This window comes from Halomonas sp. H2 (assembly GCF_050215315.1).
In the GTDB taxonomy this organism is placed as follows: Bacteria; Pseudomonadota; Gammaproteobacteria; order Pseudomonadales; family Halomonadaceae; genus Vreelandella.
Map to the genome: position 1 here is coordinate 782,011 of NZ_CP189760.1, position 21,106 is coordinate 803,116.

A 21,106-nucleotide genomic window follows, 5' to 3' on the forward strand; every position below is an offset into this window, starting at 1 on the left:
GGCTGATGACGTGCCAGACATTTATCCCCTGCCAGTGAAAGTGACTCAGCACCAGTATAGAGAGCGAGAGCATAGTTTGCCTTATAACGGCGAACGAGGTGTAGGTTCGTGTGCGGTGGGGTTCATTCCCAGCCCCGCTCGCGGGTGTGTTAAAGTGCAGCTTCGTTGTTTTCCTTTGTTTATCCTCTGAATAGTTGACTGTTGCCCGTGAGAACAGATAGCCGCCTCTCTCGTATGCTGCATGTGCTACTGCACATCGCGCGGGAATCCCAACCGATTACTTCAGAGCAGATTGGTGCCATGCTGGGCACCAATGCTGCCGTGGTGCGGCGCACTATGGCGGGCCTTCGTAAGGCAGGCTATGTAAAGTCTGAAAAGGGTCACAACGGTGGCTGGCGCATCGCCTGTGATTTGCACAGCGTAACGCTGCTGGATATACACAACGCCGTAGGAGGGCCACGCATTTTCGCCATCGGCACCGACCGTGATAACCCGGACTGCGCGGTAGAGCAGGTGGTTAATGCGGCGCTTTTTGATGCCATGCGAGAAGCGGAAGCGTTACTGATCGCCCGCTTGGGGGCGATCACGCTGGCGGAATTGGCCACTCAGTTTGACGATATTGCGACGCGCAAAGGCTACCAACTGCCGACGCCTTAATACTTCAACACCTATCCGATTAACGTTAATCGGCATTCTCAACATTGGCATTGACCTCTGTGCGCTTTTTAATGTATCAATGAAAGATACATGAAATGAGTTTATTCACCATGGACTTAAAAGGCTGGGTGCACACAGAGGAAGGGCAATGAGTTTTGATGCAGTGATTATCGGTGGCAGCTACGCAGGCATGGCGGCAGGGCTACAGCTGGCCCGAGCAAGACGGAAAATATTACTGATAGATGCGGGACAACCCCGCAACCGTTTTGCGTCTCACTCCCATGGTTTTTTAACCCAGGATGGTGCGCCACCTGCAGAGATAGCAGCAGAGGCCCGTAGCCAACTGATGGAGTACCCAACGGTTGAGTGGCGTATGGGGCGGGTGGAAGCGGTAATGGGGGCGGCTGATAATTTCTTGGTGGCGCTGGCCGATGGCAGCACCTATCAAGCACGGCGCATTATTCTGGCTGCGGGTGTTACCGACGAACTTCCAGGCTTACCGGGGCTCGCCGAGCTATGGGGCAAACGCGTTTTCCACTGCCCGTATTGCCATGGCTATGAGCTGGGCAAAGAGGGTATCGGTGTGCTGGCAACCTCAGAGCTCGCGATGCACCATGGTTTGATGCTGCCCGACTGGGGCGCAACCACGCTGTTTCTTAACGATGCCTTTGAACCCAGTGCCGAACAACTGGCTCAGCTTAAGGCGCGCGGTACCCATATCGAATATGGCGCGGCAGCATGCCTTGTGTCGCAAGCGGAGGCTGGTGTTAAGCTGGTAATGCAGGATGGTCGGGTGTTTCCGCTGGTGGGCTTATTCGTCGCGCCGCGCATTCACCTTACTCCACTGATCGCGCAAGTGGGATGTGAATTAGAGGAGTCTCCCATGGGCTGCATTGTTAAAACCGATGTAATGCAGGCCACTTCAATCCCCGGTATTTTCGCCTGCGGTGATGTGGCCCGCGCCGCAGGGTCGGTCACCTTTGCCGTGGCCGATGGCGCCATGGCCGGGCTTTCTACACACCGGTCGCTGATGTTTGGGTGTTAAGCTGTGAAGCTATCCGCTACACATCCTTTACACGGGTAGCATACCAAGCATGAACCAGCCCAGCCTGGTAAAAAGGCACCGGTGTATTAAATCCTCCCGATTCAATGAGTGCACTAATGCGTTCGGGAGGCGTGACCGCTACATCGCGGCCATACATAGCCCGAAATCGCTCTACCATATCAGCGGGCACCTCTCCCGCGCTGAGCATCCTGGCCCATGTATCCAACAGGCAGTGATAGGCCGGAGATTCTATGTCTGAGGCCAAATCGGCGCTAGCCAGATACCCGGCCGTAGCCGTTTGGCGATGGCACGAAAAAATGCCGAGCGGTTTTCCGGCTCAAGAATAAACTGGGAGACCAGAAGCGAAGTCGCTGCATCAAAAGGTACCGAAGGCGCTAATGAGTCTAGGTAGCCATGGTGAAACTCACAGCGGGATGTGATTCCGTGTTCTTCTGCTTGGCGACGGCATACGTCCAGCATGGCAACAGATGGCTCCACAATGGTGAAGCGATGTCCGGTAAAACGCTGGGAGAGGTAGAGGATCTCTGCACCTGTTCCCGCCCCGATACAGAGTATGCGTGCGTCATTGGGGAGGGCAGAAAACACCGCGCCAATAAGTAGGTGCATTGCATCCTTGACCGGTGCGAGCTTGTTCCACTGCTGATCGTAAGTGGCGACTTGCTGATCAAAAATGGCTTCTAGCGCTTTGCGTTCCATAGTTCTTCGAACACCTTTATGTAACTATAAAAGATACATGATAGCGGATGCTCTTCCAGAGAGAAATAGGCGATGAGGAATAGTCGAGGGTGGGTATGTGCTAATGTCAATGATATCGGGGCTGGCGAGTGATAGGCACAGCTCGCTCACAGCCTGCGACCACCTTCAGCTGGCGTCGAGCCAACGGGAGGCGGTAACGTCTAGAACGAGTAAGTTAATGACGAGGTAACGCTGCGAGGCTTGCTGTGGGCGCAATAGATTTCTTTGTTATTTTGGTTATGTTATTACATAATGTTTGACAAAATACTCCACTAGTCCACTCAAACCCAGCAATCGAGATAAGAGAACGATGAACAAAAAGCGTGATATCGCGATTACCTGCCTATTGGCATTGATGCCGGTGAGTGCCAGTTGGGCTCAGTCGATAGGAGATCGAACGGAAGTGATTGAGCGAGAGCGCTCATCTCTGAACGGAGCGTTGCCGCAAATCGTTGTCACCGCAACAGCTGCTGAGCGCGATATTACCGATGCACCGGCCAGTGTCACCGTGGTGGAAGGGGAGGAGCTACGTCGTCGCCCCATTAATGATCTGGCCGATGCTGTTAGGGACAGTGTGGGTGTTGATCTGGATAGTGTTGGTTTGGGGCGTCGTGGTATTTCGATTCGTGGTATGAGCTCCGAGCACACCCTGGTGCTTGTCGATGGGCAGCGCATCAACTCCTCTTCATCCGCCATTGCCCATTCCGATTTTGAGCTTGGCTGGGTGCCAGCCGAGGCCATTGAGCGAGTTGAAATCGTCCGTGGGCCGATGTCATCGCTGTATGGCTCAGAAGCCTTGGGTGGGGTTGTCAATATTATTACCCGTTCTGCCACGGATGAGTGGCAAGGGTCGGTTAGCAGCTACGCGCTGATCAATGATCACGGATTGGATGGCGACGGACATAAAAGTGGTTTTTATGTGGGTGGCCCGGTGATTCCTGGCACGCTAGGTATTAATGCATGGGGTGAGTACCGCCAGCGGGACGCGCTACGCGATGCCAACAATAACGATCTTACCGCGCTGGATGATCAGCGTGCCACCTCAGGCCACGTAGGGCTTACCTGGACACCTGATGCACTGCAGCGCATAGACGTTGCTGTTGATGCAGGCAATGAAACACTGGAGGGTGTCAGGGGAGGCACTCAGGGTAGCCGCTATCAATCCGATAACCATGTTCAGCGGCGGCGTTACTCTGCCGCTCACTACGGTGATTGGGAGTGGGGGAACAGCCAGGTCAGGCTTTATCGCAGCACCCTGGATCGTGACGCTTGGCGTAGTGATGGCAATGACACAACGAGCCCTAATCGTTTTGTTGATACTGTTTTCGATGGACAGGTCGACTTTCAGGCGGGTGATTATCATGCGCTGACGTTAGGAGCAGAGGCCAGGCGCGAAAGCTTAGAAGACCCCAATATCAACAATCGTGGAAAGGCATCACAGTCGCATTTTGCGCTGTTCGGCCAAGATGAAATTTACCTCAACGAGCAGTGGGAAATGGTGCTGGGGAGCCGCTTTGATAACCATGAAGAGTTTGGTTGGGAGTTTAGTCCCCGTGCCTATTTTCTCTACCACCCTAGTGATGAGCTGACCTTCCGAGCGGGAGCGGGGCGTGGCTTTAAAGCGCCAACCCTCAAACAATTATCACCCGAGTTTGAGTCGCGTGCGGCCATGGGGGGGCGCGGCATCATTCGCGGTAACCCTAGTCTGGAGCCGGAAACCAATCAGTCCTATGAGCTGGGGGTAACTTATGCCCCCGGCCGCTGGTCGGCTGGCGCCACTGTTTTCCATAATGATGTTCGCAACTTGATTGAAACCGTTCGCCAGCCGACCTGTAACGAGCCGGGTCGCGTTTGCCTGGAGTACGAGAACGTGGCCAGGGCACGCCTTCAGGGGGTGGAATTAACCACGGGTGTCGATATCACCACCCAGTGGCGTGCCGAAGCGAATTATACCTATCTGGATGCCCAGGATCGGACAATCGACGAGCGTTTGCCTGATCGCTCCCGCCACCGTGCCAATGCGTCACTGATTTGGTCGCCGACACACAGCTTCACGACACGGATGCAAACGGAATATATCGGGTCTCAATACCGCTCCGCAGGAGAGGATGAGCGCCCTGGATATACGTTGTGGAACTGGTATGCCGATTACGGTGTAAGCGCTAACGTTAGCCTACAAGCAGGGGTCGAAAACATCGGTGATGAGCGCTTGGCCAATGACGATGCCAGCGTCTATGGCCGGGCAGATGAAGGTCGGCGTTACTTTGCTGGTGTAACGGTGCGGTTCTGATGCGCAGAGAAATGTGCAGAGAAATTCGTAGAGCAGTGTGTCGAGAGTGGCTGAACATAGGGCGATTATTGCAGGGTTGGGTGCTGAAACGTTGGGTGCTGAAACGCTGGGTATCGCTCAGCTGTTTGTTGGTCTTAACAGGTGCTTGCTCTGCTTGGGCCGATGATGGCCCTTCACAGCCTATTGTACTGGTGCTACATAACAGCTTTGTCACTGCAGAGAAATTTCAACGTCTTGCCCCCCTTGCCGAAGGGGAACGCGTAGTGATACGCCATTTGAGTGTTGAAGATGCCTCGCCCGAGTCGCTACTCGGTGCACTCAATGAGGCAGCGTTAATTGTGCTTGATGGGCCGCGTCCCAATGACCGGGTAATGGTCGAGCAGCATGTAGAGTCGCTGTCGGTAGACGTGAATGCTCCTATGTTGACCGTGGGGGGAGGCCGCCCGCAATGGGTAGGTCTTGCGCCAGAGCATGGCAGTGCTCTGGCCGCGCTTTACGCTAGCGGTGGCGAAGATAACTTCCGACGTTTTTTTGCATTAACTCGCACTGTACTAGAGACGGAAACGCCCCCGGATGAACTACTTGAGCCACCGCAGCAGCTACCCGCTACGGGCTTTTATCATCCCAGTGCGCCGCACCCCTTTGAGGAGGTTGCGTCCTATCTTGCCTGGCATGCTAAAAATGTGTGGGCTGATGGTAACGATGCTGAACCCGGACCCATCGGGCGCGTAGCCTTTCTCGTTTACCAAGGCATGATCACCAGCATGGTGACCGATGAGATCGACGAGCTGATTGAGCATACCGAGGCAGCGGGGTTGACGCCCATCGTCTTCTGGCTGGATAACGCAGCGCCAGAGGGGCTGGTAGGTGCACTTGAGGAGGCCGAGGTTGATGTGTTGGTCAACTTGTCGCATATGCAGGATGGTGCGGCCCGTAGCCGTGACTTCCTCGCGCTGGATATTCCCGTTATCCAAACACTGCGCTTTCGTGAAGGCGATGCAAGCGAATGGCTTGATGCGCCTAGCGGTGTTGCGCCACGCACCACAGCGGTATTTCTGGCGGGGCCGGAAGGATGGGGGATCAGCGATCCACTGGTGCTCTCTGCTACGTCTCAAGGCCGGGAAGTACTCTTGCCTGAGCAGGCTGATGCTCTCATCGAGAAGCTGCGCAGTTTGGTGTTGTTGCGGCATACGCCTGCTGCGGAGAAACGCTTGGCGCTGATGTTCTGGAACTATCCGGCGGGGGAAAAGAACCTGGGGGCCTCGCACCTCAATATTCCACGTAGCCTACGCTCGCTCCATCAAGCCCTTGCTGAACAGGGATATGCAGTAGGGGATGCGCTTGAAGAGCAACAGATCATCGACACCAGCCAGCGTATGCTGAAGGCGTTATATAGCAGCGATCACCTGGATACCCTGCTTGAAGAGGGACTGGCTGATGTGTTCCCGTTGGCCGAGTATGAGCGCTGGCTGGAGGCACTACCCCGTCAACATCAACGTGAGCTACGCCATATGGGCGGCGCGCCTGAGCGCCATCATGCGCTACGGGAGATCAATGGTCAGCGCTACTTTGTTATTCCCCGCTGGCAGTTAGGCAACTTGGTCATCATGCCCCAGTTACCGCGTCATGCCGCTGTTCATGGTGGCTATCACGACACCGCTATGCCGCCTGACCACCACTATATGGCTGCTTATCTCTATCTTCAGCACTATTACGATGCCCATGCATTGATTCACCTGGGTACCCATGGCACCCAGGAGTGGCTTCCCGGCAAAGACCGAGGGTTGGCGGCAAGTGACTACCCATGGCTGGCGCTTGGCAGTTTACCGGTGTTCTACCCCTATATTCAGGACAATGTTGGCGAGGCGATCCAGGCCAAACGGAGAGGTCGTGCGGTCACCATCAGCCATCAAACGCCCCCCTTTGCACCTGCAGGCCTTTACGATCAGTTGCGTGATTTACATCAGCTGATACATGAGTATGAGCAACTTGATGAAGGCAATGTTCGTGAACGGGTGACAGAGCAAATTGCCGCTGTGGCGATCGAAGCCAATCTGCACGACGACCTGGGGTGGTCACATGAGCAGATCGATATGGCATTCGAGGATTTTCTGGCGGAGTTGCATGACCACCTGCATGAATTGGCGCGGGTGGCTATGCCGCTGGGCCTACATACCTTTGGACAGCCAGCGAATATTGATCATCGTATTAGTACCGTTATGCAGCAGTTGGGGGAGCCTTTTTATACCGCGCTGGATATTGATGTGGAGGAGCTGTTTGCGGAGGATGGTGATGATTTGTCTGAAAACCCCGCTCACCAGGCGGTACGACAAATGCTCTCATCCGATGACGAAGCGTTGCCGGATAGTCTCACCGACTTTGCCCCCCGTGCTCGTGAGCTGAATCAGCGCTTGCTGGATACCCAGGAGAATGAAGCACTCTTGACTGGATTAGCGGGTCGCTTTGTGCCACCAGGGGCCGGCGGTGATCCTATTCGCAACCCCGAGGTGATGAGTGGCCGCAACCTGTACGCATTTGAGGCCGATAAGCTGCCAACACGTGCTGCGTTTGAATCCGGGGCCGAGGCTTATGAGCAACTGGTTCAGGCATTTCGCGATGAGCACGCAGGGGCATGGCCGCAAAAACTCGCATTTAGTTTGTGGTCTTCCGAAGCTATTCGGCATCTAGGGGTAACGGAAGCGCAGGTACTCCATGCGTTAGGGCTGCGGCCGGTGTGGGACGAGGGTGGGCGAGTCGTCTCATTGGAGATCGTGCCAGCCGACGAGTTGGGGCGCCCTCGAACGGATGTCGTGGTTCAGGTGACGGGCGTTTATCGTGACCAGTTCGACAGCTTTATGCGGCTGCTCGACGATGCGATGGTACGGCTTGCCCAACTTGATGAGCCACAGAACCTGATTGCAGCCAATAACCAACGTATCGCCGCCGAGCTTGAACAGCAGGGCGTGCCAGCCGATGACGCGCACGCCATGGCGCAGCATCGGCTCTTCAGTAGTGCCCCAGGGGCGTATGGCACTGGTGTTACCGAACTGGCTATGCGCTCAACCGAATGGGATGACGACGTAGTGTTGGCAGAGCAGTTTCTTGCCAGCAGTCGCTACACCTATGGAAGCCAGCACTGGGGCGAGGCAGCTGGGCAGGTCAACCTGTTGGCTGAACAACTGCGCGGGACACAGGCCGCGGTTATGTCGCGCTCTTCAAACCTCCACGGCGTGTTATCCACGGATCACTCCTTTGAATTCTTAGGGGGCTTGTCGGCAGCTGTGCGGCATCTGGATGGGCAGGCGCCACAGCTCTTGGTCTCAGACCTGCGCAGCCATATCAAAACGACGGGACTGGCGCGCTTTCTGGCTGACGAATTGCGCACGCGCTATCTAAACCCACAGTGGATAGAAACCATGCAGACAGAAGGCTATGCAGGCACGCTGGAAGTGCTCAATGTCACTAATAATCTATTTGGCTGGCAGGCGATGGATGCCTCCACGGTGCGCGATGACCAATGGCAGGCCCTGTTTGATACCTATGTGAATGACACACGCGACCTGGGCACCCAGGAGTGGTTTGAAACACACAACCCGACGGCTCAGGCGCAAATCCTGGAACGCATGGCCGAAGCTATTCGCAAGGGATACTGGGATGCCTCTGAGCAGACTCAACGGGAGCTGGCTCAGCGTTGGCAAACCCTGGAAGAACAGTTCGAGGTAGACACCGGTGCCGCAATCAGTCGCGCGTTCATTGCCGATTTGGTTCAAGGATTTGGCTTGGATATGAGCGCTCCTTCACCTACGCAGGCTACCTCTGATGCCGATATGACACAGAGCTCAGAGAGCCAACCCGTTATGCAGAGCGTGGAAGGGCAAGTGCTTGAAGCCGTAGAGGCCAACACACACCGCGATGATGATCACTTACGATGGGCCATTTTATTGATGCTTGTGTTGATAGCCAGCGGTGGTGCAGTGCAGGCGTGCCGTCGGCGCTACTGACAGCGAACGAAGATTGAACGTACTCAGCGAGAGAGTGAAATGCCCGTATTGAATGAGATGGAAACCCTGCTCTACGACGCTTCGCGCGTTTTCTTATGGCCTGTTTGGCTGCTGATTATGGCGGCGCTGGTTTATGCATTGGTAATGTTGGGAGCCTTTGCCGTTGAGTCCCTGCAACGGCGCTGGAGCACGCGGCCGCGAGCGCTCTTTTATTACGCCCAGCAAGGAGGCGCTTCACTCCTGGCAAGCGATGACCTGGAGCTATGGATCATGCACCGGTTGGAGTGGCTGCGTATTGTGTCGCGTACCGCTCCCATGCTGGGATTAATCGCGACCATGATCCCCATGGGGCCAGCCCTGTTAGCGTTGGGTGATAACGATGCGGCGGCGGTGGGAGCCAATATGGTAGCTGCTTTCTCAGCGGTTATCCTGGCGCTATTGGCCGCCAGTATCTGCTTTTTCATTCTGACGGTGCGGCGGCGCTGGTTACTACAGGATCTCCGCTTGCTGGAGCGCCAGCGCGAACAACCGGAGGGCAGTTCTGATGCGCTTTCTGGATGAGGAAGATAACGACCCCATGCTCTCCGTGGTCAATTTGATCGATCTTTTTTTAGTGATTATTGGTGTTTTGATGATCGTGATCGCCCAGAACCCGCTCAACCCATTCTCTCAGGAGCGGGTGGTGGTGGTCGAAAATCCCGGTGAAGCGGATATGCGTATCACCATCAAAGAGGGTCAGGAACTGACACGCTACGAATCCAGCGGAGAAGTTGGCCAGGGGCAGGGCGCGCGCGCAGGTGTAACCTACCGCATGGATGATGGACGAATGATCTATGTGCCAGAAGATTAATATGCCACAAGCCACTCGCCCATCTCTGCGTTGTTAGAATTAACGCTTATGGCGAGCCACGATGATTAGCTGTGTTGCGGCACCTATTGCTGCAATAGCCCCCGCGCCAAACGCTAGTGATGCAACGGGAAGGTTGAGAGCAAGCATAATCCCCCCACTCGCCGCACCAATGGCACTGCCTAAGTAGAGTGCTGATTCGTTAAGCGCGACTGCCAAGTTACCATCGCCATGAGCCTGGCGAGTGCGCACAAGCTCATTATTTTGCGGTACTTGCAACGCCCAGCCCACGGCTCCCCAAAGCGCAATAGGCAGTAATGTCAGCAGTGGGTGAATCGATGCTGAAAAGGGCAGTGAGATAAGTGCCATAGAGAGCAGTAGCGTAATCGCCAAGGTAATCACAGGGCCGTTAAATTTGTCTACGAGAGGGCCAATCAAAAAGCTGCCCACGACACCTCCAATCCCCCAAACCCACAAATACCCTGCAATGGATTGAACGGAACCCGACTCAGTAGCCGCCATAAAAGGGGCGATAAAGGTATACATACCCAAACTGGCAACGGCGCCCAATAAGGAAACCGCCAGAATGGCCATGGCATGCGGGGCTTTCAAAATAGCCAGTTTGCGGGCAAGCGGCAGTGACGGTATGGAGGGGAGTGCAGGCAGCTTGGCGTGAAGCCCAGCATAGGCGATGATGCCGAGTACTGAAATAAGCCACATCGCTGATTCCCAGCCTAAACGTTCCGCCAGCAATAGACTGATCGGTACACCCAATACAGTGCCACTCGCCATGCCGCCCATAATAATCGCAATGGCTTTACCTCGATTTACTTCGGGCGTAATGGCAGCAGAAGCTGCAATTCCCATCGCAAGATAAACCCCTGCGCCAACGCCAGCGACCGCCCGCCATATGGCGAGGGATATAAAACTGGTGGCCAGGGCGCTGGCGATATTGGCCACAATAAACACGGCTAGCGCCAGTAGTAAGCCCACGCGTTGATGATGACCGGGCAGAAGGGCAACAACGACAGGCGAGCCTAAGCCATAGGCTAAGGTAAATGCCGTGACTAACTGAGCAGCCGTGGCAGCAGAGACACTAAAGGCATCTTCGATGAGTGGAATTAGCCCTGCAGTCACATAAGAGGCCATCCCAAGCGCAAACGCACCCAGTGCCACTAGATATACCGATAGACGAGATTGGTCAGCCATCACGCTCTCCATGTTAATTAAGGATCGAAAAATCACCGGGCGTTCTGCCAGCGAAGGGCTATTCTGGAGAGGCTTTAAGAGGGGTACAATTTAACGATAAGCGCGGAATTCTCCACCCATAGCCTTGGTTTGGGTGGCGATGGATAGCGCGGCCAACGTCACGTTGGCCGGTCTTGATTCTCGATGTAGTCGCGCAGTACCTCAATAGGCGCACCACCAGCCGTCAGCAAACAGTAGGCCCGACTCCAGAGCACCGGTTTCCAATAAAAATGCGCCAAATGCTCGGTGAATTCGGCCCGAAGCCGCCTGCTGGTCACCGTTTTCAAGCTATTGACTAGCTTAGACGGCTGGATCGTGGGGTTAAGGCCAAGCAGTAAGTGAACGTGATCGGCTTCGCCACCAAATTCCAAAACCTCGACCTCCCACTTCAAACAAAGCTCCCTGGCAATGGCTTCAAGCCTGTCCAGTATCTCGGCGGTAAAACATTTACGTCGATACTTTGTCACTAACACCAAGTGGAATTTCATATCGTAAACGCAGTGGTAGTGTGACTTCATCTAATTGACACCAAATTAATATAACGCTAACGTACCAGACATGAAATCGAACCGCCATACCAAAACCCTTAAAGTCCGCGTCCGCGATAAGCATTCCAAAGTGCTGAACGAATGGGCGTGGGCCATCAATCAGGTGTGGAATTACTGTAATGAACTCAGCTTTCGTTCAATCTCGGAACGCCAAACATGGCTCTCCGGTTACGACTTGCAGAACTATACGAAGGGCGCTGGCAAAGAATTAGGATTGAACTCAGCCACAGTGCAGATGGTAGGGCACGAATACGCCCTGCGCCGAAAGCAATTCAAGAAGAACCGCTTGAATTGGCGCAAATCCGGGGGCGTGCGGCGCTCCTTGGGCTGGATACCGGTTCGCAAAGACTGCATCAGTTTCAAACATGGCTGTGTGTACCACAACAAGCAATATTTCAAGGTCTGGGATAGCTATGGCCTGAGTCAATACACGTTTCGGGCCGGTAGTTTCAATGAAGATAGCCGAGGACGTTGGTACTTCAATGTGGTGGTTGAATGTGAGCCAGTCATACCCACAGGCCAAGATAAAATAGGTATCGACCTGGGGCTAAAAGATACCGCTACCTGCTCTGATGGCACTAAGTTAGAGGCGGGGCGATTTTACCGGGATCAGCAGGAAAAGCTCGCTATTGCACAGCGCGCTCGTAAGAAAAAACGGGTAAAAACCATTCACGCCAAGATTGCGAATCGGCGTAAAGATGCCTTGCACAAATTCAGCCGAGCGCTGGTTAACCGCTCCGGCGAAATCTATGTAGGCAACGTGAAATCGTCCTCGTTAGCTAAAACCAACATGGCCAAGTCAGTGCTGGACGCTGGCTGGTACATGCTGAAAACAATGTTGGATTATAAATGCGCTCACGCAGGCATTGTTTTCAAGGAAGTGAACGAGTCGTACACCACCCAAACCTGCTCGAATTGTGGCGCATTGCCTGATTCGAGGCCGAGAGGTATCGCAGGGCTTGGAATTAGGGGGTGGACTTGCTGTGCGTGTGGTGTCACGCACGGAGACCGCGACATTAACGCGGCCAAGAACATTCTCGCGGTCGGGCATGGCCGTCCAGTTGTGGGAATCCGCCACTAAAATCTCTGATTTAGTGGACGGTGGATGTCAACTGTTTATGCTATTACTAAAAGTGCTAAGTTATTAAAAGCGCTAAGTTATTAAAGGTAACAAAATGACGGCTCCCCGGACGCTGACTCGAGCGCGGCAAGACTTGGCTGAGTTTCTACGTAAACATCGAGAGAAAATCGCCCCGGAAGAGGTGGGCCTGCCTCGTGGCCGCCGAAGGCGTACGCCGGGGTTAAGGCGAGAAGAAGTCGCCGCCTTAGCGGGCGTGGGACTGACTTGGTATACCTGGTTGGAGCAGGGGCGCGATATTAGCGTATCGGCGACTTTTCTGGACAATCTAGCCAAAGCGCTTAAGTTGGATGCGGCTGAGCGACGCCATTTGTTCTTACTGACTCATCAGCGGTTACCCTCTGAGCTAGGCAAAGCCTGGTGCAGCGTGCCACCGCTGATCCAAACGTTGATGGACGATTTGCCGACACGACCTGCGTATATTCTTAACTTACGTTGGGATGTGCTGGCGTGGAACGATGCCGCCGATAAGCTGTTCAACTTCTCGTCCCATGTGCCTGAGCGCCGCAATCTGCTGTGGCTGTTATTTACCGACTCTGGTATGCGTCAGCGCTTATCACCCTGGGAAGCGCAGGTCAGCCAAATGCTCTCCAGCTTTCGGCGCGACTTTGCCCGTGCGGCGCAAGATCCCTCCATTGATGAGCTTATCGAAGAGTTAACCAAGGTTTCGCCTGAGTTTAAGCTGGTGTGGAAAACCCAGGAGGTCAACGCCCCTTGCCAGGGAGTGCGTCATCTTTACCTTGAGGAGCTGGGCGAGGTGGCGTTCGAGCACACAACGCTCACTGTCGATGAAGAGCGCCATCTACGGCTGGTTTATTATGCCCTCAAGGGGAGCGACGCCGAGGAGAGGTCCTTTCATGAGTGGGTCGTGGCTTGATTTATCTGGGAGGTCCCCCCTGCAAATACCGCCCCGGCAGTTGCTCAGCTAAAAACTCCATAAACAGTCGGGTGCGCTGGGAAAGCGTGGTTTGGCGGTAGTACACGGCATTGACAACTTGGGTCTGCATTTCTATGCAGCCGGGTAATACATCAACCAATTTGCCGTTGCGACGGGGAGTGATGGTCATAAAGTCGGCGAGGCAGACAATGCCTTCCCCGCCAAGGGCTAGCTCAAGCAGCGTGCTACCGCTGGAGGCCGCCAGCGTTGGGGTGATGTGCAAGGGTTGGCCATCAGCGCGGCACAGTGGCCAGCGATTGAGATGATCGAGCTGGCTGAAGCCTAATAAGCTGTGATCTTGAAGGTCATCGATGCTTTCTGGAGTGCCGTGGCGTTTAAGGTAGGCGGGGCTGGCCAGAAGGCGCAGCGGGCTGTAGCCAAGGAGGCGGGCGTGCAGCGACGAATCTTCAAGCTTGCCAATGCGGATGGCCAAATCAACCCGCTGTTCCAATAGGTCGACAAAGCGGTCGTGGGTATCGAGTTCCAGCGTAATGCCAGGGTAGCGTGCGCGGAACTCGCCAATCACCGGCACAATCACGAACTGCATAAAGCTGGGAGCGGCGTTGATCCGTAACCTGCCTTGAGGCTGGTTGTGGCGGTTCTGCATGGCTTCTTCGGCTTCTTCCACGGCGGCGAGAATACGGCGGCAATGGTTTAGGAATGTTTCTCCCTCTTCGGTCAACTCTAGGCGACGCGTGGTTCTACGTAGCAGGGTCGCGCCAAGTTTTTGCTCCAGGCGGTTGAGCGCACGGCTAACCCCAGAAACGGTAATGCCAAGCCGTTCAGCGGCACCGGTGATTGAGCCGCTATCGACGACCGTCACAAAGGCCTGCTGTTCTTCAAGGGTGCTTTTCATTGGGTGCTGTTCATAGCGTTATCGGTTGCCTTAATGGCGAATACCAAATTTGTTGATTTTAAATCAAAAGTGTCTTGCTGAAGCGTTGCTGTTTTTTCGCATGCTTTGAACCCACAATACCGCTCATTCAACGCCATGCCAAAGTATATAGGCATGGGTATGCTAGCTATTATGGGAGGTTTTATTGATGAAAGTTCTGTTGATTAACGGCGGCAAGGCATTTGCCCATTCTGGCGGTGAACTCAATAATACGTTGCACGGTGTGGCGGTGAGTGCGTTGCAGGAAATGGGCTATGAAGTGCGCGAGACGGTGATTGATCAGGGCTATGATCTTGATACCGAGGTGCAGAATTACCTGTGGGCGGACACGATTGTGTATCAAATGCCTGGCTGGTGGATGGGAACGCCCTGGATTGTGAAACGCTACATTGATGAAGTGCTCACCGAAGGCCACGGTTCGCTCTACGCCAGCGATGGCCGCTCACGCCAAGACCCGACCAAACAGTACGGCAGTGGCGGCTTGCTGCAGGGGCGCCGCTACATGCTTTCACTAACCTGGAACGCGCCTTTAGAAGCCTTCGATGAGCCTGACAACTTCTTTGAAGGGCGTGGCGTGGATGGTGTCTACTTCCCGTTCCATAAATCACAGGAATTTATTGGCCTAGCAGCGCTGCCGACCTTTATCGCCAACGATGTAATGAAAATGCCGGATGTCGACCGCGATAAAGCGGCTTATCGTAACCACCTGCGCAAAGCCCTTGGCTAGGTTAGGTTTCGTTTCTTACAAGCACTAAGTACGGCTTAACCGGTAGCGTAGTTTAGGCAGTGTGCGGGCGACTGGCGGCAGGCGAGTTGCCATAATTAGCGCCGCAATAGCGGCATACATCGCCCACTCTTGCATGTCGGCGCGCACCACCCAGAAGAAATGCAGTAACACGAGGCCCAAAATAGCGTAGGAAAATCTGTGCAGCGGCTTCCAGCGTTTGCCTAGGCGGCGCATCGACCATTTGTTAGACGTCGCCCCGAGCACTGCAAGGCCGACCAGCGCGATCATGCCGACGATAATATACGGACGTTTGACGATCTCGCTGCCCAGCAGCGCCCAGTTAAGCCCGAGGATAAACAGCGCGTAGCTGAGCATATGCAGAGTGGCGTAGGCCAGCGTCCACAGACCCAACTGGCGGCGGATCAGCGCAAAGCCTTTCCAGCGGGTTAGCTTGGTCAACGGGGTTAAGCTAAGGGTCAGTAGCAACATCCATAGCGCGCCGATGCCGATATTCAGCAGCAGGTAATTCCCCGGCTCGGGGCCAGCGGCGTTGATCGCTACCTGCCAGCTCCAAAACAGCAGCGGTGTTAGCGCGGCTAGAAATACCGCCACGCGCCAGGCTAGCCATTTGCGCTGGGTTGCCATCAGTAGTTTTTCCTCAAATCTAACCCCGCATACATCTCAGCGACTTCATCGGTGTAGCCGTTAAACATCAGGGTATCGACGGTGTTGGGGTTAAACAGGCTGTTGGGCAAACGCCGCTCGGTAGCTTGGCTCCAGCGCGGGTGGTCAACCTGGGGGTTAACGTTGGCATAAAAGCCGTATTCATCCGAGGCAATCTGCTGCCAGGAGTTAACTGGCTGCTCTTCCACCAGCGAGATGCGCACAATCGACTTGATGCTCTTGAAGCCGTACTTCCAGGGCACTACCAGCCGTAGGGGTGCGCCATTCTGGTTGGGCAGCTCGCGGCCATACATGCCCATGGCCAGCAGTGTTAGCGGGTGCATGGCTTCGTCTAAGCGCAGGCCTTCCACGTAGGGCCAATCGATGATCGAAAACGATGAACGCTGACCGCGCATTTGCTCGGGGTCCTCCAGTGTTTCAAAGCGCACGTACTTGGCTTTGCTGGTAGGGTCGGCACGCTTGATTACGTCAGCCAGGGGGATGCCGAGCCAGGGAATCACCATCGACCACGCCTCGACACAGCGCAGACGGTAAATACGCTCTTCAAACTGCGCGGGCTTGGCGAAGTCCTCTAATGCAAAGCGCCCGCCATTATTGACTTCGCCATCGACCACTACGCTCCAGGGTTGGGTTTCCAGGCTGCCTGCATGGCGAGCGGGGTCGCCCTTGTCAGGGCCGAACTCGAAAAAGTTGTTGTAGCCACTGGCGTCATCAAAGGGGGCTATTTTATCTTTGTCAGGATCGCTCGGGGTGATGGCCCGCCACTGTGTCTCGCTGATTTTTTCCTTTAACCACGCTGGCGCATCGACTTTGGGTACATCTGAATAGTCGGCGTTAGCACGGGCGTGGCCGGAAAGGGCAAGCCCTGCCCCTAGGCCTGCCATGCCGCCCATAAAGCGCCGCCGGGAGAGGTAGATAGATTCCGACGTGACATCGGATTCGTGTAAATCACTCGGTTTGGCAATCTTTATTAACATAGAATATCTCCTGTTAGGTTAAGCCGACGTCAGCGGTCATGTGAGCTACCGTTTATTCAAAGTGTAGGTTCGACGCATGAAGGAGTAAGAAAGTTCTACATAACCTGTAGGTATTGGGTCTTAAAAACAAGTAATGGATGAGTTGATTGACTTAGCGCAGAAGCCTACCGCTTGAATGACATGAATGGCAGGCTTAATAAGCCTACTATAGACCGTCAGCTAAGCCTTATGTCCCTCACCAAATTTGCAAGGAATCCCATGGCTTCTACACGCCGTGAAGTGGTGGCACTGATCGATCAGGGTGCGATACCGCCTGAACAGGTGGCGCGGGCTATCCAGGTTTCTGGACTGCACCCTTCGCCCCGAGCCTGGGCCGTGTTTATTGATCTCCTACTGCTATGGCTAGGCGGACTGGCGCTGGCCTTCGCGGTGCTGTTTTTCATAGCTTATAACTGGGCCGAGATGGGCCGTTGGCTGCGCTTTGGCGTGGTGCAGGCAGCGATGGTGCTGGCGGTAGCTATCGCCATTTGGCCCAAGACCCGCCCGATGGTTTCGCGTGTGGCGCTAACGTCGGCCACTTTATTGGTGGGCGTGCTGTTGGCACTGTTCGGGCAGGTGTACCAAACCGGCGCAGACCCCTGGCAGCTGTTTTTTAGCTGGGCGCTTCTGTCGCTGCCCTGGGTCTGGGTAGCGCGTTTTGAGCTGCTTTGGGTGCTGTGGCTGGGGTTAATGAATCTGGCTATCGGACTCTATTTTCATACCTGGGGCGGGCCGTTTGGCGTTTTGACCAGTAGCGACGCTGCGCTGTGGGGGCTGTTTTTACTCAACACCCTGGCATTGGCAGCCTGGGAGTGGGGTGCCCGTTACCGGGGTTGGCCACGGCAGTGGGCGGTGCGCTTGCTGGCGGTGGGCGGTGGAGTGCCGATAACGCTATTAATGATGACGTTGATAGTTGATACAGGCCTCGTAGGGTCGCCAGTGCTGGCGATTTATCCATTCTGGTTGGCGGCGCTGTATGGCGTTTATCGCTACTGTTGGCCTGAGCTATTTATGATCGCGGGCGGCTGTGTCTCATTGATAACGGTGACCACGCTGCTACTTGCCAGAGTTTTGCTCTGGGAGGGCGATTGGCAGGAGGGAAGCCTGATGCTGATCTCCATCGCGGTGCTGGCGATGGGCGCCGGGGCAGTGGTATGGCTAAAGCGGCTACATCGGGAGCTTGCCCAGTGACGAACAACGTTAATGACTTTAAAGCCAGGCTCACTCAAGCGGGCATTACGTTAAACGAACCTACCACCCCTGCGCAGTTGCAAACACCCTGGTTTGTGCGCGCGCTGCAGGCGTTTTCCGGCTGGTTGGCGGCACTATTCTTGCTCGGCTTTATCGCCATGGGCGTGGTGTTTGTGGCGGAGAGCCCCGCGGCATCGTTGGGCTTGGGGCTGGTGATGATAGGCGCGGCTTATGGGCTATTTCGCAAAGCTCGCAGTGATGTGCTCGAACACTTGGCGCTGGCGGTTAGCTTAGCCGGGCAGTTGCTAATTGCTTGGGCAGCGGTAGCGTTTTGGAATGAATCTGCCTATCCATTTTGGTCACGGCTGGGGTGGTCGCTGCTGGGCTTGCAGAGCGTACTGGCGCTGGTAATGCCGAGCCAGGTTCACCGTACGTTTTCAGCGTTTGCTGCCAGCTTGGCGCTCTATATGGCTTTGGCAGTGAACGCTATGGCACCGTTGGCGAGTGGAATAGTGCTGCTGGCGCTAACGCTGCTCTGGTTAAACGAATTTCGCTGGCCCAGCCGTATTCGGGACGTGCACGCATGGGGCTATGGCTTGCTGATAGGTCTGCTAGTAATGCAGGGATTAGCGCATAGCGGCCAGTCGTTCGCCTTCTGGCTTGACGCACAGAGCACTACCGCCTTTGCCTGGTCGGTGCCTGGGTTAAGCGCCGTATTAGTGGCGGTCTCTGTGGCGCTGCTGCTCTATACAATCCCTGATTTCAAAAACCATTGGGGATTATATCTAAGCCTTATCGCGATGCTGCTGGTCTCACTTTATGCGCTGGGAGTAGGCCAAGGCTTGGTGGTCTTACTGTTAGGTTTTGCGATAGGGCATCGCCTCGTGATGGGGCTCGGGGTGCTTTCGCTGTTAATGGGCATTGGCAGTTATTACTACTGGCTGGACGCGACGCTGTTAACCAAGGCGCTAACACTGCTGATCATTGGCGGGCTTATCCTGGCAATGCGTTTGGCGCTAAGGCACTGGTGGTGGAGCATAAAGGGGCAAGGCGATGAATAAGATCATCGTGGCGGTAACCCTACTGGTGATCCTGGCCGCGGTTAATTGGGCTATTTGGGACAAGGAGGGACACTTAGCCGAAGGCGAGGTTATGTACCTTGAGCTGGCACCGGTAGATCCACGTTCGCTGATGCAGGGCGATTATATGGCACTGAATTTCGCACTCAGCAACCGAATTCAAAGTACGCTTCATCAGGCTAGGGCGGATGGGGATATCCTGAAAGCACACAATGGCACTGTCGTTGTGCGGCTAGATGAAAAGCGTATTGCTCACTTTGAACGGCTGGAGAATGGCGATCCTCTAAGCGAAAACGAAAGACGTTTGTGCTATAGGCTTCGCAATGGCCAAGTACTTTTTGCTACCAATGCTTTCTTCTTTCAGGAAGGCGAGGCCGAACGCTATGAGTCAGCGCGCTATGGTCAATTTCGTATCAACACTGACGGCAAGCCGTTGTTGGTTTCCTTGCACAATGAAGCGCTAAAGAACCTGAGCCCCTAGCGGTGAGCCCTCCGAGTTGATAAATAAAGTACGGAAGCCCCCGCCTGTATGGGGCGGTAGCCTCCGCTTTTGTGTTTCAGGCCAGCTGACGCTCGGCCACGGCCGGGGCGGTGGCCCGACGCAGGAAGTCGCGGTTGATGGGGCTATGTGGTTTGAGCGCCAGGCGTTCGTTGGCCATACCTTCAGCGAGCTCGCGATTGCCTCCACGTATGGCGGCCTCGGTCAGCGTCCAGTCGATGATGTCGCGCTGAGCATGACTACCGCCGAAGGCGTTGGCAATAAAACGAACCGAGTGTAGACGCTCCACCGCGGTGTCGTAATGCCCGCGCCAAAAGGCTACAAATCCTTCCGTTAGGGGCAGGCCGATGCGTCGCGCCCAGCCCGCTGTCTCGGAGTTGTGGCCGGTATTGCGTAGCGTCGTCAGCAATGCTTCCACCCGGTCGTCGCGATCAGCACCCAGGTAGGCCATCACAGCATGCCAATCGTTGAAGGGGTAGAGCTGTCCGTCCGCGTGCTGATCCCAGGCGATCGCCAGTTCCTGCCAACGCTCTCCGACGTCCTGACCCGTGAGGGCTAGTCGCCACAGCAGCGCTGAGGCGTCGATCATATCCAGCACCACGGTACTACGCTCATGACGGATCGGACCGTCGTAGAGGGCCAACACTTCTTTGGTCTGCCCGAGGTCGAGATGGCAGAGGGCGAGGTGCCACCAATTATGCACCTTGAACAGATTGTCGTCGCCCGACCAGTAAGGCTCGCGTTCGGTCATCCAGCCAATACCGTCCTGGGCACGGCCCTGCATCTCCATGACATGGGCTACAGCGTGGTGCGCCCAGCAGTCGAGCGGTTGTAGATCCAGCGCTTGCCGGCCGACTTGCTCGGCGCGGGCGTAGTCGCCAGTCTCTTCCAGCCCGAAGGAGTACATGCCCATTGCGATTGAATGGCCTGGGATGTCGGATGACCATTTTGGCAGCACGCGAGCGAGGCGGTCACGCAGGTTGCGGGCGTTAGCGCGGTAGAAGTCGACTAGGTGACCGGCCTGCAGGGCCAGCAGATCATGTGGGTAGCGTAGGTTATGGTAATCCAGGGCGACCCCCGCGGCGCTCCAGTCGCCGGCAAGCAACTGCGCTAGGATGGCGACATGGGAAGCCTCCCGGTCATTCAAGCGTGCACCGTTAGTAGCGGCCAGGTCGGCTTTGGCCGCGGTTGCAGCGGCGGGTTCTGTGGCCAGAGCAAACAGATAGGCCCTGGCGATGCGTGCCATAGTGAAGTTTGGGGTGGCTTCAATCGCCTGATCCAACGGGGTGACGGGGTCGCCGCGGTAGAGATTGAAGGCGTCGATAGCGCGGTGGTAAAGCACCTGGGTTTCAGAAGTGGCGCCGGGCAGGGCGTTGCCTTGGCGGTCGGTCAGCATAGTAGATATCTCCAGCTTGTCGTTGTGATTATTGGTGGTGACAATCTTTTTCCACCCGGTGGCGGCCAGCCCGCTCACCAGGCTGCTAGACTACGATGAGGTACGGTAGACTTTAATGGTTGAGGCGCCGGTGTTGTTGTCCGATCCGCCGC

The 21,106-nt window shown here is 55.4% G+C and carries 20 protein-coding genes; 12 read left to right on the top strand and 8 right to left on the bottom strand.

What is annotated here, in order from left to right:
• Nucleotides 1–207 precede the first annotated feature (207 nt).
• Nucleotides 208–657, top strand: a complete 450-nt coding sequence (locus ACQE2I_RS03605; protein ID WP_035576985.1) for an Rrf2 family transcriptional regulator — start codon at nt 208–210, stop codon at nt 655–657.
• A 148-nt stretch (nt 658–805) separates the two neighbouring features.
• Nucleotides 806–1,702, top strand: a complete 897-nt coding sequence (locus ACQE2I_RS03610; RefSeq protein ID WP_427030128.1) for an NAD(P)/FAD-dependent oxidoreductase — start codon at nt 806–808, stop codon at nt 1,700–1,702.
• A gap of 16 nt (nt 1,703–1,718) precedes the next feature.
• Here the strand turns inward: ACQE2I_RS03610 and ACQE2I_RS03615 are convergent, their stop codons facing one another.
• Complete coding sequence (locus tag ACQE2I_RS03615; RefSeq protein ID WP_427030129.1) at nt 1,719–1,880, bottom strand: hypothetical protein; 162 nt, start codon at nt 1,878–1,880, stop codon at nt 1,719–1,721.
• A gap of 71 nt (nt 1,881–1,951) precedes the next feature.
• Nucleotides 1,952–2,419 carry a class I SAM-dependent methyltransferase gene (locus ACQE2I_RS03620; RefSeq protein ID WP_427030130.1) on the bottom strand — a complete coding sequence of 156 codons (468 nt, stop codon included), beginning with the start codon at nt 2,417–2,419 and terminating at the stop codon, nt 1,952–1,954.
• Between the two features lie 349 nt (nt 2,420–2,768).
• Here ACQE2I_RS03620 and ACQE2I_RS03625 point away from each other — a divergent pair, with 349 nt between their 5' ends.
• From ACQE2I_RS03625 to ACQE2I_RS03640, 4 genes are all read left to right on the top strand, one after another.
• A complete protein-coding gene (locus ACQE2I_RS03625) occupies nt 2,769–4,748 on the top strand; it encodes a TonB-dependent receptor domain-containing protein (RefSeq protein ID WP_427030131.1) in 1,980 nt (659 codons plus the stop codon).
• Between the two features lie 80 nt (nt 4,749–4,828).
• A complete protein-coding gene (cobN, locus tag ACQE2I_RS03630; protein ID WP_427030132.1) occupies nt 4,829–8,749 on the top strand; it encodes a cobaltochelatase subunit CobN in 3,921 nt (1,306 codons plus the stop codon).
• Between the two features lie 39 nt (nt 8,750–8,788).
• On the top strand, nt 8,789–9,310 hold the full coding sequence (locus ACQE2I_RS03635; RefSeq protein WP_427030133.1) for a MotA/TolQ/ExbB proton channel family protein: 522 nt from the start codon (nt 8,789–8,791) through the stop codon (nt 9,308–9,310).
• Nucleotides 9,294–9,599, top strand: a complete 306-nt coding sequence (locus ACQE2I_RS03640; protein ID WP_427030134.1) for a DUF2149 domain-containing protein — start codon at nt 9,294–9,296, stop codon at nt 9,597–9,599. The genes ACQE2I_RS03635 and ACQE2I_RS03640 overlap by 17 nt, the downstream gene beginning before the upstream one ends.
• Before the next feature lie 39 nt (nt 9,600–9,638).
• Here ACQE2I_RS03640 and ACQE2I_RS03645 read toward each other — a convergent pair whose 3' ends face one another.
• Nucleotides 9,639–10,805: an MFS transporter gene (locus ACQE2I_RS03645; RefSeq protein ID WP_427030135.1), complete on the bottom strand. Its 1,167-nt coding sequence runs from the start codon at nt 10,803–10,805 to the stop codon at nt 9,639–9,641.
• Between the two features lie 158 nt (nt 10,806–10,963).
• A complete protein-coding gene (gene tnpA, locus ACQE2I_RS03650) occupies nt 10,964–11,362 on the bottom strand; it encodes an IS200/IS605 family transposase (RefSeq protein ID WP_427030136.1) in 399 nt (132 codons plus the stop codon).
• A 40-nt stretch (nt 11,363–11,402) separates the two neighbouring features.
• Here tnpA and ACQE2I_RS03655 point away from each other — a divergent pair, with 40 nt between their 5' ends.
• Both ACQE2I_RS03655 and ACQE2I_RS03660 read left to right on the top strand, forming a co-directional pair.
• The gene (locus ACQE2I_RS03655) at nt 11,403–12,473 is read left to right on the top strand and encodes an RNA-guided endonuclease InsQ/TnpB family protein (RefSeq protein WP_427030137.1); all 1,071 of its coding nucleotides are present in this window, start codon (nt 11,403–11,405) and stop codon (nt 12,471–12,473) included.
• Between the two features lie 94 nt (nt 12,474–12,567).
• Nucleotides 12,568–13,407, top strand: coding sequence for a helix-turn-helix transcriptional regulator (locus ACQE2I_RS03660; RefSeq protein ID WP_427030138.1), 840 nt, complete (start codon nt 12,568–12,570; stop codon nt 13,405–13,407).
• A 1-nt stretch (nt 13,408) separates the two neighbouring features.
• Here ACQE2I_RS03660 and ACQE2I_RS03665 read toward each other — a convergent pair whose 3' ends face one another.
• Nucleotides 13,409–14,323 (bottom strand): LysR substrate-binding domain-containing protein, encoded by a 915-nt coding sequence (locus ACQE2I_RS03665; protein ID WP_427030139.1) that lies wholly within the window; start codon nt 14,321–14,323, stop codon nt 13,409–13,411.
• Between the two features lie 187 nt (nt 14,324–14,510).
• Here ACQE2I_RS03665 and ACQE2I_RS03670 point away from each other — a divergent pair, with 187 nt between their 5' ends.
• Nucleotides 14,511–15,089 carry an NAD(P)H-dependent oxidoreductase gene (locus ACQE2I_RS03670; RefSeq protein ID WP_427030140.1) on the top strand — a complete coding sequence of 193 codons (579 nt, stop codon included), beginning with the start codon at nt 14,511–14,513 and terminating at the stop codon, nt 15,087–15,089.
• Nucleotides 15,090–15,113: 24 nt separating this feature from the next.
• Here the strand turns inward: ACQE2I_RS03670 and msrQ are convergent, their stop codons facing one another.
• Nucleotides 15,114–15,734 (bottom strand): protein-methionine-sulfoxide reductase heme-binding subunit MsrQ, encoded by a 621-nt coding sequence (msrQ, locus tag ACQE2I_RS03675; RefSeq protein WP_427030141.1) that lies wholly within the window; start codon nt 15,732–15,734, stop codon nt 15,114–15,116.
• Nucleotides 15,734–16,750, bottom strand: a complete 1,017-nt coding sequence (msrP, locus tag ACQE2I_RS03680; protein ID WP_427030142.1) for a protein-methionine-sulfoxide reductase catalytic subunit MsrP — start codon at nt 16,748–16,750, stop codon at nt 15,734–15,736. Before msrP ends, msrQ begins: the two co-directional genes overlap by 1 nt.
• A 258-nt stretch (nt 16,751–17,008) precedes the next feature.
• Between msrP and ACQE2I_RS03685 the strand changes: the two genes are divergently transcribed.
• Genes ACQE2I_RS03685 through ACQE2I_RS03695 form a run of 3 tightly spaced genes read left to right on the top strand, consistent with a single transcriptional unit; the run spans nt 17,009 to nt 19,540 of the window.
• Nucleotides 17,009–17,980, top strand: coding sequence for a DUF2157 domain-containing protein (locus ACQE2I_RS03685; protein ID WP_427030143.1), 972 nt, complete (start codon nt 17,009–17,011; stop codon nt 17,978–17,980).
• Nucleotides 17,977–19,041 carry a DUF4401 domain-containing protein gene (locus ACQE2I_RS03690; protein ID WP_427030144.1) on the top strand — a complete coding sequence of 355 codons (1,065 nt, stop codon included), beginning with the start codon at nt 17,977–17,979 and terminating at the stop codon, nt 19,039–19,041. The genes ACQE2I_RS03685 and ACQE2I_RS03690 overlap by 4 nt, the downstream gene beginning before the upstream one ends.
• Nucleotides 19,034–19,540 carry a GDYXXLXY domain-containing protein gene (locus tag ACQE2I_RS03695; protein WP_427030145.1) on the top strand — a complete coding sequence of 169 codons (507 nt, stop codon included), beginning with the start codon at nt 19,034–19,036 and terminating at the stop codon, nt 19,538–19,540. The genes ACQE2I_RS03690 and ACQE2I_RS03695 overlap by 8 nt, the downstream gene beginning before the upstream one ends.
• Before the next feature lie 76 nt (nt 19,541–19,616).
• On the opposite strand, the gene ACQE2I_RS03700 is transcribed toward ACQE2I_RS03695, so the two are convergent.
• Nucleotides 19,617–21,032 (bottom strand): tetratricopeptide repeat protein, encoded by a 1,416-nt coding sequence (locus tag ACQE2I_RS03700; protein WP_427030146.1) that lies wholly within the window; start codon nt 21,030–21,032, stop codon nt 19,617–19,619.
• Between the last annotated feature and the right edge of the window lie 74 nt (nt 21,033–21,106).

Bases quoted from the DNA above. Each gene is read 5' to 3' on its own strand.
- ACQE2I_RS03610 (WP_427030128.1), top strand. From the start codon at position 806: ATGAGTTTTGATGCAGTGATTATCGGTGGCAGCTACGCAGGCATGGCG.
- ACQE2I_RS03615 (WP_427030129.1), bottom strand. From the start codon at position 1,880: ATGGTAGAGCGATTTCGGGCTATGTATGGCCGCGATGTAGCGGTCACG.
- ACQE2I_RS03620 (WP_427030130.1), bottom strand. From the start codon at position 2,419: ATGGAACGCAAAGCGCTAGAAGCCATTTTTGATCAGCAAGTCGCCACT.
- ACQE2I_RS03625 (WP_427030131.1), top strand. From the start codon at position 2,769: ATGAACAAAAAGCGTGATATCGCGATTACCTGCCTATTGGCATTGATG.
- ACQE2I_RS03635 (WP_427030133.1), top strand. From the start codon at position 8,789: ATGCCCGTATTGAATGAGATGGAAACCCTGCTCTACGACGCTTCGCGC.
- ACQE2I_RS03640 (WP_427030134.1), top strand. From the start codon at position 9,294: ATGCGCTTTCTGGATGAGGAAGATAACGACCCCATGCTCTCCGTGGTC.
- ACQE2I_RS03645 (WP_427030135.1), bottom strand. From the start codon at position 10,805: ATGGCTGACCAATCTCGTCTATCGGTATATCTAGTGGCACTGGGTGCG.
- tnpA (WP_427030136.1), bottom strand. From the start codon at position 11,362: ATGAAGTCACACTACCACTGCGTTTACGATATGAAATTCCACTTGGTG.
- ACQE2I_RS03655 (WP_427030137.1), top strand. From the start codon at position 11,403: ATGAAATCGAACCGCCATACCAAAACCCTTAAAGTCCGCGTCCGCGAT.
- ACQE2I_RS03660 (WP_427030138.1), top strand. From the start codon at position 12,568: ATGACGGCTCCCCGGACGCTGACTCGAGCGCGGCAAGACTTGGCTGAG.
- ACQE2I_RS03665 (WP_427030139.1), bottom strand. From the start codon at position 14,323: ATGAAAAGCACCCTTGAAGAACAGCAGGCCTTTGTGACGGTCGTCGAT.
- ACQE2I_RS03670 (WP_427030140.1), top strand. From the start codon at position 14,511: ATGAAAGTTCTGTTGATTAACGGCGGCAAGGCATTTGCCCATTCTGGC.
- msrQ (WP_427030141.1), bottom strand. From the start codon at position 15,734: ATGGCAACCCAGCGCAAATGGCTAGCCTGGCGCGTGGCGGTATTTCTA.
- msrP (WP_427030142.1), bottom strand. From the start codon at position 16,750: ATGTTAATAAAGATTGCCAAACCGAGTGATTTACACGAATCCGATGTC.
- ACQE2I_RS03685 (WP_427030143.1), top strand. From the start codon at position 17,009: ATGGCTTCTACACGCCGTGAAGTGGTGGCACTGATCGATCAGGGTGCG.
- ACQE2I_RS03695 (WP_427030145.1), top strand. From the start codon at position 19,034: ATGAATAAGATCATCGTGGCGGTAACCCTACTGGTGATCCTGGCCGCG.